This is a genomic window from Clostridium tunisiense TJ (assembly GCF_000300195.1).
Lineage (GTDB): Bacteria > Bacillota > Clostridia > Clostridiales > Clostridiaceae > Clostridium_J > Clostridium_J tunisiense.
Genome location: NZ_AMQH01000005.1, coordinates 171,218 through 183,613 on the forward strand (window position 1 = coordinate 171,218; position 12,396 = coordinate 183,613).

Here is a 12,396-nt window from a genome sequence, read left to right on the forward strand (position 1 = left end):
GATGAATCATATAATATATCTTACGGTAATTAGCTAAGATTGTTAAGAGATTATTAAGATATAGAGTGAAGGGAGTGTGTGGTAATGTATGGAGTATTTTTCTAAGCCAGCAGCTGGTGGAATAATTGAGAGAACAGTGGATGGAGTAGATTATATATTGATACAAGAAAGGCATAAAGATAATGCTAGTGAGAAGGGTTTAATTGAAATACCAGCTGGTAAGGTAAGGGAATTTGAAAGTGTTTATGAGTGCTTAAGAAGAGAGATATTCGAAGAAACAGGATTAGAGGTAATTACCATTGATGGTGAAGATAAAGCTGAATTTTCACAGTCAAAAGAGTATAAAGTGTTGAGCTATATTCCCTTTACATGTGCGCAGAATATTGAGGGAAAGTATCCAATACAGGTTGAAATATTTATATGTAGGACTAGGGGAGAAATACTAAATGAAACTAATGAAACACAAAATATTAGATGGGTTACATTAGCGGAAATAAACGAAATGTTGAAAAATGATGAAGATAGGTTTTATGCGATGCATATTACAACCCTGAAAAAGTATATAGATTATAAGCTTAGTAATAATCCATTGTAATTTAAATTTCTCAACTTAATATTTAGTAATATTCATAGATTTTTATTTTTGTTAGAAATTACTATGGGATTATTCTCCATAGTAATTTTTATATTCCGAAATTATATTATATATGTTCTAAAAAAGTTTCTACATTCGAACACATAGCCTGTTAGCTCCACGTATAGTTTGAAAATATCTTATGAATAATAATGCTTTTATAGATCAAGCACGGCAAAAAGGAACATCTATAGCTTGAATGGCACAATCTATGGATGTTTCCAGAATTATTTATGATTTTTTAATGTAGTATAATAAATATAAAATTCTACTTTCAAAATCTTCAATAATAAATTTATACATTTACTAATGAGGGTTTATTTTCTTGTTATACTAATGAAATTTACAAAACCTTACCGTCTTTAATATTAATAGTTCTGTTACAGTGTGAGGCAACATCTTTATCATGAGTTATTATTATCACAGTTTTGCCTGTGTTATTTAGTTCTTTCAATATATTTATTATCTCATTTGCAGTTATAGAATCTAATGCACCAGTGGGTTCATCTGCAAGTATAATTTCAGGATTATTTATTATTGCTCTCGCAATTGAAACTCTTTGTCTTTGTCCACCAGATAAATTATGAGCTAACTCATATTTTTTTTCCTCAATTCCTAATAATTTCAATACATTATGTATTCGTTCATTCTTCTCTTTTTTAGTTATTTTGCTCTTTAAATAGACAAATGGAATTTCAATATTTTGTAGTACAGTATATTTCTCTATTAAAGCAAAATCTTGAACAACAAATCCAAAAGTTGTATTTCTAAGTTCTGCTTTATCAGATGAAGATAATGTACTGATTAGATTGCCTTGGAGTTTATAACTGCCATCTGTTGCATCATCTAACAGTCCTATAATATTTAATAAGCTGGATTTGCCAGAACCAGAGGGTCCCATAATTGATAACATTTCACCTTTTTCTATACTAATATCAATTTCACGTAGCGCATTGACAGCGCTATTGCCTTGACCATAAACTTTTTTTATATTACTTAATTCTATTATTGGTGTACCTTTAACCATTATTCATTCCTCCTTACTAGCTCTACAATATTAGTGGTTTTGATTTTAAAATAAGGCATAATCATTATAAATGTTGATATTAAGACGGCGATTAATATGGTATATATCAAACTAGAATCTATTTTGTAAACAAAAATTGTTGGCACTAGAGCTAGGGTTTGTACAATTATTAATTGCCATAAAAATCTTTGCAAAATTGAGTATATACTGCCACCACAAATTAAGTGAATTGATATTTCCCTCATCTTTTTTGTGATTATAGTTGTTAGGTTCAGTGCCATACTAGTAGATGCGAATAACAGAACCATAATTGCGATAGAGATTTGATATATCATTTTCTTTCTAAAATATCCAAGAAATTCATCTATACGTTCCTGAATTGGTCTATAGTTCATAGAGAATAATCCTAATTCAACAGATTTCTGCTCAATAGCAGTTACTTCACTTTCGTTATTAGTGAAAACTACTGTTGAACTTATTGCCATATCTATACTTCCGAAATCATTTAAGATTTGCATGTTTAAGGGCTGGAAAAAAGTATAATTTAAATCTAATTCTTGTCCAATATCAACAAGTGAGGGGTAAGAAGAATTATGTTCTAACACACCAATAACTTCATAAGTAACTTTATTATTTGTAGCAGGATCAATCTCAAAATAAGTTTCTCCAAGTTTGTACACATCTTTTAAATCATACCCTACAACTATGGGAATTACCTTTAAATCGTTTGTAAAATCTGAATTATTAAACATACGCCCTTCAATGACTTTAATATCATAGATGTCAAAAAACATTTTATTAGCAGTTGATTGAATAATAGGATTATCATTAATGCTTTTCAAAGTAGTATATTCCCACTTCGAATATTTATCAAATTTACTATTATTTATAATATATTGATATAATTCTTTTAGTTTTGGGATGGAGTTATCTTGATCAGCAATCAATGCATCTACTTTACCATTAGATGTGGCATCCCTATTAATATAGGCTTTATTGTTTTTTAAGTTTTCAAGTCTAGTTATACCATTATTTACTCTGATAATGTCATTAATTGAAGAATTAATGAGTAAAAATACAATTATCATTTGAAGGAAGAAAATTATATTAATTCTCTTTGAAAGTTTTATATCTAACAATGCATATTTAAATTGTCTAAACATTTTAATCATCCCCTAATTTGTGATATGCTGTTCTTATGATAGGTTATCATCATTAATCCTGCTGAAATTAACCCTACTAGAAGGGTTGTTGTATAAGATATAAAAATAGTTTCTGGTGAAAATTTAAAGTTTAACAATATTACCAAGTCTATCTTGTGAATCATCATTGATATTAGTAAAACAATAATGTAACTCATAGAAATAACTATGAAAAAATCCCTTAAAAGCATTATAGATACTTTTCGGTCAGTAGCCCCCACTAGTCTTCTAACGAAAATTTCTTTTCTTCTATTTTCTATCCAATTTGAAGAAAGGTTAACTGAATTTAAAAGAATTAAAATGATAGTTAATATAATTGGAAATAATGTAAGCCCTTGGGATGATATTGTTTTTTGCAATCTCTCGAGAAAATTGTTATCTGTGCTGGATCTTGATACTTTCACAGTACAATAGTTATTTAATTGATTTATAATTTCTAATGTCTTATCACCTGCATCTATTTGATAGCGACCAAAAATATAATTATCATAAATGATATTTTTACTTTTGAGCTGTGAGGAAGATAAATTATAATATGCTATAGCATCCTTATTTATAAGATTATCACTGGGTTTAAAAATTCCGATTACTTCGAAGTAATTAGCGTCAAATTCATAAAACCTTTTACCATCTATTTCGATACATTTATCTTGCATACTTTCACTAACTATGATTGTATTAGTTTTTTTTTCAAAATCATCTTTTGTAAAAGTTCTACCAGATAAAATGTTTGGTGAAAAAGTATAGCCTAATGAATATACTCCGAAAACTTTCGAATCTGACTCCTTTAATAGTATAAGCTTAGACTTTTGAGTCTCTAAAAAGGTTAACATATCAGACAAAATTATTTTATCTTTAGTAATTTTATCTTTATATTCTCCAATAGAAAAAGTATAATAGCTATTTGTTAATCCGTTTGCTGGAATATTAGCCATTTTAAATGATTCGATAAAGTTTGATAGACATAATGTAATTAATAATCCGATAATTATCATTGATATAATAAGCTGAAGTGATCTAGATAATATATACCTCATACTTATAACCTCCTTAATATAATAAAAGTGGCTCTTGGAGCCACTTTTATTATAGAACCTTTAAAAATATATCCATCCATAATTGAATAGTGTCTTAGAAGCCCATGGATTTAAACTATCCCACGCATGTGCTGTAGCTGAATATTGAGTTGTTTGGCTGGTTGAACTTGCAGTTCCAGTATAAAGTCGTCCGCCATTTGTGGTTACACTTTCATTATCTCTAGTATAGTTTACATATGCCTGTTTTACATTCTTACCTTCGGTTAAATAATATCCTGCATCAGCTGGAACTACGAATGAGGGAACAAATTGAATTGTTCCAGTGTAATATAGCTGTACAGTTTCTGTAGACCAAGCTTTATTAGTGTCTTGAGCAAATGCAGTAGTTTCAAATAGAAGCCCCATGCATAGGCCAGCTATTAGAACTAATGAAGTTAATTTTCTTTTTTTCATTTTACATCCCCCTTGAGTTATAATTTATGGATTTATCCATTCATGTAAATTAGGTACCTAATATGGTATAATTATACAAGGTGGTAAAAAATATGTCAACTAAAATATTACATATATTGTTTACAAAATAAACTTAATAAATATAAAACTTGTAACTTAAACGTGAGATGTGATTACTCATATATATTTATAAGGTTATGAGAGTAACATAATAAAATAAAAAATATATTCCTATTTAAGATTTATGTAATTAATTTCAAGAATAAGTAAGTTTTGTTTGGTGAGATAAAAATAAGTAATAATGTTACATATTGATGAATAGATTGTGTAAATCATGTTACTTTCATAAAATAGTGCTAGTATAATTTTATAGACATAAAAAAACGTGTCCCAAATATTGATCTAGGTCTAACAATAAAACAATATAAGAAAATATAGTATTTATGCGGGGTTCAGCTTATTTATAAATTTTCTACATAGGATAGTGGTTAAGTTATAGCTTATTTGGTAAAATACTAAGGTATGACAATGAAGCAATGTATTTTAAAAGGAGAAATTATGAATAAGGAAATGAATAATCTAATTAATATAGAAAAAAATAGAGATTACATAGTAACAATAGAAAATTATGGACACGAAGGTGAAGGCGTAGCAAAGGTTGAAGGCTTCACTGTATTTATTGCAGGGGCACTGAAAGGTGAAGTAGTTAAAGTAAAGATAATTAAAGTAAATAAAAATTATGGGGTTGGAAAGCTTTTAGAAGTAATTGAGGCTTCAGAAAAAAGAGTTGAGCCTGTATGCGGTACTTATAAAAGATGTGGAGGCTGTAACCTTCAGCATTACTCCTATGAGGAGCAGTTAAACTTTAAAACAGAAAGAGTTAAGAATGTAATAAGCAGAATTGGTAAATTGGAAGATGTAATTATACATAACACCTTAGGTATGGAGACCCCCTATAATTATAGAAATAAGGTGCAACTTCCAGTAGGAGCTACAGGCGAAGAAATTTTAGTTGGGTTCTATGCTCAAAGATCTCATGACATTATTAATATGGATAAATGCTACATTCAAGATGAAGTTGGAGACCAGGTTATAGCACTTACAAAACAATGGATGAAAAAGTTTAAAATATCACCATATGATGAAAAATCTCATAGTGGAATAGTAAGACATATAATGGTGAGAAAAGGCTTTAAAACTGGTGAAATTATGGTGGTATTAGTAACTCGCAGCGAAGAGCTTCCTCATAAACAGGAGTTTATAGATTTAATAAAAGAAAATATTACCGGAGTAGTTTCTATAATTCAAAACATGAATAAGGAAAAAACTAATGTAATTTTAGGACTTAAATCTCTAACTTTATGGGGACAGGACCATATAAGTGATTACATCGGAGAGTTTAAGTTTAATATATCGCCACTTTCCTTCTTCCAAGTTAACCCCGTGCAAACTGAAATGTTGTATGGCAAAGCACTAGAATATGCAGGATTAACTGGAGAGGAAACGGTATTCGATGCTTACTGTGGAACTGGAACCATATCATTATTCTTATCTAAAAAAGCTAAGAAGGTATACGGGGTGGAAATAATTCCAGAGGCAATTGAAAACGCTAAAGAAAATGCAAGAGCTAATGGAGTTACAAATGCTAAATTCATAGTGGGAAAATCTGAAGAGGAAATTCCAAGATTAATTGCCCAAGGAATAAAAGCAGATGTGGTAGTGGTAGACCCTCCAAGAAAAGGCTGTGAAGAATCCTTATTAAAGGCTTTATCAGAAATAGAGCCAAGAAGAATAGTTTATGTATCCTGTGATCCAGCAACTTTAGCTAGGGATTTAGGAGTGCTAGATGTTCTTGGATATAAGACCCTAGAAATTCAACCAGTGGATATGTTTCCACAGACGGCACATGTGGAGTGTGTGGCTAAAATAGTTAGGAAAATCAATGGGTAGAAGATAATTAAAATATAATTTTTATAGTTTTACTACGAATTTGCTACCAATGAAATGAATTGGTAGCAAATTATTTTTTTGCTACTAGACTTTCAAATATATCTACAGTATCTAGTTTCATTTTCTTAGTTACATGAGAATATGTGTCCATAGTTGTAGCAAGTCTACTGTGTCCAAGTCGTTCTTGGATATCCTTTATATTGGCTCCTGCTTCTACAAGCATAGTAGCATGGGTATGCCTTAATGAGTGAAAATTAAAGCTGATGCCAAGCTCATAATTAATAACTCTGCTTAGATATTTCAATGTATCAGTAGTAATGTTTTCGCCATTTTCTTTAGTACAAACAAAAGTAGAATTTGTGTAATGTTTTCCGTACTTTAATTTGTTTTCAGATTGATAAATCTTATGTCTTTTTAGAATTGTGGCAAGAGTACTTCCGATAGTAATTGTTCTTATAGAGCTTTTGGTCTTAGGTGTACCAAATTCAAATATGCCTTTGCCTTTACTGATAAGTATTTTTTCTACCTTCAATGTTTTATTATCTAAATCAATACATTCCCAAGTAAGTCCGCATACCTCTGCAGCTCTTAAACCAGTATGAAAGGCAATTTGTAAAGGTATATAAAAGGAACTACCTTGAGGAAATCTATCAATAATTTTATTGAAATCCCCAATAGATATAACCTTAAGATCTTCTTCATTTTCTTTTAATGTATTTTCCTTAGGCAATTTAACATATTGCATAGGATTTTCCTTGATATATTGATATGGGTATACTGCTGATTTTAGGGCTCCAGAAAGAACACCATAGAAATTGCTTATGCTGGCTCTGGAAAAGCCATCCCTATATTTTTTATTAATAAAATCCTGTAGCATGAGTGGAGTTATATTTTTTAATTTATTTATACCAAAGCTAGGCTTGATATGATTTTCAATAACTACCTTATATGCTTGCTGCGTATTATACTTACAGTTTATTAGTACATAGTTATTGTACCAATAATCAAAGTAATCGCTAATACTAATATTGTTATCAGCTTTAGAGTTACCAGTATTCTCAAACTCTTCTAGAGCCTTTCTGAGAGCCTTTTCAGCTTCAACTTTAGTCTTACCTCCTTTACGGCATATCTTTTTATAAATACCATCTACCTTGCCTGCATTAAAGTAATAGTACCATTGGTCGCCACGTTTATATGTTCCAGGCATATTATCACTTCTCCTTTAGATTTTTAAAAGGGTTCAACATAAAGAAGAACCCTTATATTAACATTAAGCAACTTGTTTTATTTATCAATTTTATTAGTTATCATTAGGTTTAATTCTCTCCAATTTGTATAACTCATATTTAATAAGTTCTGATACCTTATTAATTATGTCATTAACTTGTTCTGGAGTTAAATATGATATAGTTTCATCTTCTGGGCTTTTAGGTAATTCATCAGAAGAAAGATTTACTAGTAATGAAGAATAGTAATTTTGGGTATTTTCAATATAGTTTAATATTGAATTTAATAAATATTCAGGTACATTTTCAATTCTAAATACTGCATCGCGCCAAGAATCACCATATTTTTTATAGTTTTCTAAAACATCTAGGGTTTCTTCAGTAACTTTTAAAGTTTTTTCAGTAAGATTATTGCTATTGCTATTTACTTCCCCAAAATTATGAAGATAGTAATTCTCATAATCAGAACCTAGAAGAGTTTCAGCTGAAATATTTAGTATGTTACAAATATCATATAAAGTTGAAGGGGGGATATTAAGCTTTCCACTTTCATACTTTCTTATTGATATTTCAGACTTGTATATTTTTTCTCCAAGTTCTTTTTGAGTCAATTTTGCCATTTTCCTAAACTCTCTTATATTTTTACCCAGTTCTTCGTACTTCAATATTATCACCTCAATAATTAATATACCACATCAGATAAAAAATATCTATAAAAACATAATTTATCTATTGACACAGATAAAAATTACCTATAATATTAAATAAACAGATAAAAATTATCTAAAATGAGGTGAATGTAATGAAAGTAAAAATAGCGAGAATAAAGAGAGGCTTAACACAAAAACAATTAAGACAGAAGTTGGTAGAAGAGTATTCTTTAGGAATTTCTCCTAACACTTTGGTTCAAATAGAAAAGGGTAACTATGATAACGTGACTTTTGGATTAATGAAAAAAATAGCTAATACGCTTAGTGAAGATGTCAAAGACTTATTCTTTGAAGATTAAAATTATTAAAAAATTAATTTAATTAATTCATGTCAAAAACATAAGGCAAGTAATATTATTTTCCTGATTAAATAGGAAAAACCTGCTTAAAATTCATATCTATAAACTTTCGCCATATCTTGCGAAAATAAAAATTGCTCAGAATAGGAAAAGCAACCATTAGACCATTACTGGTCAAAATAAAAAAGCTGTAGTTACTATAGTAATGAAAATAGTAACTACACAAAACTTTACTAAAAAGATAGATACAAAGAGTATTAATAGATGGGGTGGGATTATTAAATGAGTAAAGCAACTAAAGATCTAGTGCAGGTTCAATGTACTATTGAAGAAGTAGTTAAGTCTACACTACAAACATTATCTAGTGCAGAAACTATAAACTTTACCAAGAATAAAACGTCAAAGGATCTTCCAGATTTATTATTCACTGTAGAAGAAACGGCGAAAATATTAAAAAGTAATGCTAATACAACCTATAAGTTAATTAGAGAAGGTAAGTTGCAAGCCTTGAAGTTAGGAAGATTTAAAATACCTTACTTTGAGCTTGAAAGATTTTTAAGAGATAACTTAGGTCAAGACCTATCTGATTATATATGTTAAGCAGGTGATAGTGTGGCAAAGAGAAGAATGTTTAGCTTAGATGTAGTAGACACTGATAAGTTTTTAGAATTACCTGCTTCATCACAATCTCTATATTTTCATTTAGGGATGAGGGCTGATGATGATGGTTTTGTATCATCACCCAAGAAGATAACTAGCATGGTAAATTGCAGTAACGATGATTTGAAACTGTTATTAGCAAAAGGTTTTTTAATTCCATTTGAAAGTGGCATAGTTGTCATAACAGACTGGAAAGTAAATAATTATCTTCGAGGTGATAGGTATAACGAAACTCAATATAAAGACGAAAAGGAGTTTTTAAGTATTACAAATAGTGGTAAGTATATCATGAAAAATGATATGGATACCACTGGTGTACCAAATGACTGCCAAATGGTATCCAAATTGGATACACAGGTTAGGTTAGGTAAGGATAGGGTAGATAAGGATAGATTAGATAATACAACTAGTTGTGAAAAGAATACTAAGAGAGATGAACTTAATGAAATAATTAATTCATATACCATGAATGAACAGATTAAAGAAGCACTTAGAGATTTTATTAAGATGAGAGATGCTATTAAAAAGCCATTAACAGATAGATCACTAACTCTAATCGTAAATAAACTAGATAAACTATCAAAAAGTGATGCCGAGAAAGTAGAAATATTAAATCAAAGTATAGTAAACAACTGGAGAGGAGTGTTTGAACTAAAAGGCAGGAAGGAAGTTAGCGCTAATGATTGGTTAAAGAATTAAAGGGGGAAATTTTATGTTAAATGAAAATGTATTTAAAAGTGGACTTAAATCACTAGTAACAGAGTTTGAAAATAGAGGATTTGTAATAACTCAAGAGAGAGCTGCACAATGGTATGAACATATGAAAAATATGAGTGAAAAAGAATTTAATCAAAGAATAGAGTATGTTTTAATGAATTGTAGCTTTTCACCTTCAATGTCAGATATTTTAAAAATTGATATAGGTACAAGTAAAAATCTTACCTATGCTACAGAAAAAGAAGCCATGGAATTATATGAATAGGAGGTGTATTTATGAGTGATTATTTAAAATTAAATCTAAGTAGAGAAAGTACTGAGATAGAAACAGGTTTAATTGCTGCTCTAATTGCAGATACATCATTAATAAATGATTTAAAAGTTAATGAAAGTTACTTTGAAAATGAAAAATGTAGAGCTATTTTAAAGGCTATTAAGCAGCTTATAGCCAAGGAGCAGAAGGTAGACATAATATCACTTAATGATATCTTAAAGGGTCATATAAAAGTGTCAGAGCTATCTGAGCTCTATTCGAATGGTAACTTAACAAAGAATTCTTTTAATACACTGCAGAATAAGGTTATTAGCAATTCAAACAAAAGAAAATGTTTTGAAATATCAAGAGAAATTGATAAGAGGCTATCCAAAGGTGAGGATCCATCACAGATATATAGCTATATATCAAGCAGTATGGAAAGTAATGATATACTAAGCAATCCTATAAGTAATATTAGTGATGTGCTAATGTGTACACTTGATGGGATTGAACGTAATTATAAAAATGGTGGTCAGGTTACTGGCATGGCTACAGGATATAAAAAGCTTGATACATATCTAAATGGTATTGAGAAGAAAAAATATATAGTAATTGGTGCAAGGCCTGCAGTTGGTAAAACTGCCTTTTCGTTGGAATTAGCAAAGAGATTATCAATAAAAAATAGTGTTTTATACTTTTCTTTAGAAATGGCTAAAGAAGAATTGGGGCAAAGAGTAGTATCAAATAGTGGCTCTATAAAGAATTACAAAGTTAGAACTGGAAAATTGAACTCAAGTGAACTTACAACAATTATGGATCACATGGGGAAGTTAACTAATTTAAAGCTAGGAATCAATGATACTGAGAATTTAACTGTTGAGGAATTAACTAGACAAGCTACAAGTTATAAAAATAAATATGGGCTTGATGTTGTTATAGTAGATTACTTAACTCTATTAGATACAGAAGAAAAATGTAGAGATGAGAGGGTAAAAGTTAATACGATATCAAGCAAATTAAGGAAGTTGGCTAAAAAGTTAGATGTAGCAGTAATTTGCTTAGCACAGTTAAATAGAGCAGTTGAATCAAGACATGACAAAACACCAGTAATTGCAGATTTAAAGGAAACTGGAAATATAGAGCAGGATGCAAACATTATATTATTACTTAATGCACGAGAGAAAGAGGATGGGCAAGGCCCAGAGGAGTTGGATGTTATCATAGGTAAAAATAGAGCTGGCATATCAAACAAAGTAGTCACATTCAACTACTATAAAGAAACACAAGTTATTGATGAAAAATATGTGTAATTAGGGGGAGTAGGCATGGAAAGTACCAAGCTAAGTTTAACAATTAGCTCTATTAAGGAAAATTACCTAAAATGCAAGGAGATTGAACTTAAGAAACTTGTCGGGAAGGTACTGGCCGGAGATATAAAACAACTTTCAAAAATAAAATATTTAGGGAGGAAGTACAATGAATAAGACTTTAGAAAATATTATTAACAATACGATAGAGAGGGAATATAGACATATAAATGAACATTTTGGAGAGCCAATGAGAAAAAATCCGGAATTGCAAAGAGAGTTAGATGAAAGTGTAAAACTAAGAGAAGAGCTAAAACAAAAATTATTGCAATTGTTATCTAAGGAATATGAGTACTTATTGGAAGAGTTTGAAACTACTTGTGGCATTTCAGCATCAGTAGAAGCAAGAATTATGTTTAAAGAGGGTTTAATACTAGGGTTAACAGATTTAAGTTATTTAAGCGAAGTTGGTCAAGAAATAGTACTTATATAATGGGGAGTGGAAGTGATGAAAGCATATAAAAAAAGTACTCTAAAGTATAAAGGTCAAATATTTGTAATTATTGAGTCTGAAATGAAGGGTAAGCTTCCTGGTATAAGAGGTGTAAAAAATGGTGTAGTTAGAATATTACTTAACACAAATCTTCCAAAGAGAAAGAAGCAACTTGAATTTCATGGATTGCTTACTGGTAGAGGTTTAAGATATATCAAGAATGGAAGGAAGGTAGGAAAGTTTGCTTAAACTGAAAGTATCATATTCACATGAAGCTGACAAAGATAAGCTTATTGAAGAGCTTAATCAAAGCTTTCATATAATAAAAATATCTAAAGAATATAAAAAAGAAGGACTACATAGAAAAATCTATATAGACCTTAAAAATAGATAAAAAATAGACTTACCAAAGAAAGTAAGCCATA

The 12,396-nt window shown here is 29.7% G+C and carries 17 protein-coding genes; 11 read left to right on the plus strand and 6 right to left on the minus strand.

The window, feature by feature from the left end; genetic code table 11:
- Window positions 1-88 precede the first annotated feature (88 nt).
- Window positions 89-595, plus strand: coding sequence for an NUDIX hydrolase (locus tag C661_RS0104580; protein ID WP_017414127.1), 507 nt, complete (start codon window positions 89-91; stop codon window positions 593-595).
- Between the two features lie 382 nt (window positions 596-977).
- Here C661_RS0104580 and C661_RS0104585 read toward each other — a convergent pair whose 3' ends face one another.
- The 4 genes from C661_RS0104585 to C661_RS0104600 are packed head-to-tail and all read right to left on the minus strand — an operon-like array spanning window position 978 to window position 4,353.
- A complete protein-coding gene (locus C661_RS0104585) occupies window positions 978-1,661 on the minus strand; it encodes an ABC transporter ATP-binding protein (RefSeq protein ID WP_017414128.1) in 684 nt (227 codons plus the stop codon).
- Window positions 1,661-2,824, minus strand: coding sequence for an ABC transporter permease family protein (locus tag C661_RS0104590; protein WP_017414129.1), 1,164 nt, complete (start codon window positions 2,822-2,824; stop codon window positions 1,661-1,663). The genes C661_RS0104585 and C661_RS0104590 overlap by 1 nt, the downstream gene beginning before the upstream one ends.
- Before the next feature lie 5 nt (window positions 2,825-2,829).
- Window positions 2,830-3,900 carry an ABC transporter permease gene (locus tag C661_RS0104595; RefSeq protein ID WP_017414130.1) on the minus strand — a complete coding sequence of 357 codons (1,071 nt, stop codon included), beginning with the start codon at window positions 3,898-3,900 and terminating at the stop codon, window positions 2,830-2,832.
- A gap of 60 nt (window positions 3,901-3,960) precedes the next feature.
- Window positions 3,961-4,353 (minus strand): hypothetical protein, encoded by a 393-nt coding sequence (locus tag C661_RS0104600; RefSeq protein ID WP_017414131.1) that lies wholly within the window; start codon window positions 4,351-4,353, stop codon window positions 3,961-3,963.
- A gap of 558 nt (window positions 4,354-4,911) precedes the next feature.
- Here C661_RS0104600 and rlmD point away from each other — a divergent pair.
- Window positions 4,912-6,303 carry a 23S rRNA (uracil(1939)-C(5))-methyltransferase RlmD gene (gene rlmD, locus C661_RS0104605; protein ID WP_017414132.1) on the plus strand — a complete coding sequence of 464 codons (1,392 nt, stop codon included), beginning with the start codon at window positions 4,912-4,914 and terminating at the stop codon, window positions 6,301-6,303.
- A 70-nt stretch (window positions 6,304-6,373) separates the two neighbouring features.
- Here the strand turns inward: rlmD and C661_RS0104610 are convergent, their stop codons facing one another.
- Window positions 6,374-7,510 (minus strand): tyrosine-type recombinase/integrase, encoded by a 1,137-nt coding sequence (locus C661_RS0104610; RefSeq protein WP_017414133.1) that lies wholly within the window; start codon window positions 7,508-7,510, stop codon window positions 6,374-6,376.
- A gap of 93 nt (window positions 7,511-7,603) precedes the next feature.
- The gene (locus C661_RS22635) at window positions 7,604-8,194 is read right to left on the minus strand and encodes a helix-turn-helix domain-containing protein (RefSeq protein ID WP_017414134.1); all 591 of its coding nucleotides are present in this window, start codon (window positions 8,192-8,194) and stop codon (window positions 7,604-7,606) included.
- Between the two features lie 137 nt (window positions 8,195-8,331).
- Here C661_RS22635 and C661_RS0104620 point away from each other — a divergent pair, with 137 nt between their 5' ends.
- The 9 genes from C661_RS0104620 to C661_RS23895 all read left to right on the plus strand — a co-directional run bounded on the left by C661_RS0104620 (window position 8,332) and on the right by C661_RS23895 (window position 12,365).
- Entirely contained in the window at window positions 8,332-8,538 is a 207-nt protein-coding gene (locus C661_RS0104620) for a helix-turn-helix transcriptional regulator (protein ID WP_017414135.1), read from the plus strand.
- A gap of 282 nt (window positions 8,539-8,820) precedes the next feature.
- Window positions 8,821-9,138 (plus strand): helix-turn-helix domain-containing protein, encoded by a 318-nt coding sequence (locus C661_RS0104625; RefSeq protein ID WP_017414136.1) that lies wholly within the window; start codon window positions 8,821-8,823, stop codon window positions 9,136-9,138.
- Window positions 9,139-9,150: 12 nt separating this feature from the next.
- Complete coding sequence (locus tag C661_RS23890; protein WP_017414137.1) at window positions 9,151-9,897, plus strand: phage replication initiator YdaU family protein; 747 nt, start codon at window positions 9,151-9,153, stop codon at window positions 9,895-9,897.
- Between the two features lie 13 nt (window positions 9,898-9,910).
- Window positions 9,911-10,180 (plus strand): hypothetical protein, encoded by a 270-nt coding sequence (locus C661_RS0104635; RefSeq protein WP_017414138.1) that lies wholly within the window; start codon window positions 9,911-9,913, stop codon window positions 10,178-10,180.
- Between the two features lie 11 nt (window positions 10,181-10,191).
- The gene (locus C661_RS0104640) at window positions 10,192-11,481 is read left to right on the plus strand and encodes a replicative DNA helicase (protein ID WP_017414139.1); all 1,290 of its coding nucleotides are present in this window, start codon (window positions 10,192-10,194) and stop codon (window positions 11,479-11,481) included.
- Between the two features lie 15 nt (window positions 11,482-11,496).
- A complete protein-coding gene (locus C661_RS23575; protein WP_017414140.1) occupies window positions 11,497-11,655 on the plus strand; it encodes a hypothetical protein in 159 nt (52 codons plus the stop codon).
- Entirely contained in the window at window positions 11,648-11,971 is a 324-nt protein-coding gene (locus C661_RS0104650) for a hypothetical protein (RefSeq protein WP_017414141.1), read from the plus strand. Before C661_RS23575 ends, C661_RS0104650 begins: the two co-directional genes overlap by 8 nt.
- A 15-nt stretch (window positions 11,972-11,986) precedes the next feature.
- On the plus strand, window positions 11,987-12,220 hold the full coding sequence (locus C661_RS0104655; protein WP_017414142.1) for a hypothetical protein: 234 nt from the start codon (window positions 11,987-11,989) through the stop codon (window positions 12,218-12,220).
- On the plus strand, window positions 12,213-12,365 hold the full coding sequence (locus C661_RS23895) for a hypothetical protein (protein ID WP_017414143.1): 153 nt from the start codon (window positions 12,213-12,215) through the stop codon (window positions 12,363-12,365). Before C661_RS0104655 ends, C661_RS23895 begins: the two co-directional genes overlap by 8 nt.
- Window positions 12,366-12,396 lie beyond the last annotated feature (31 nt).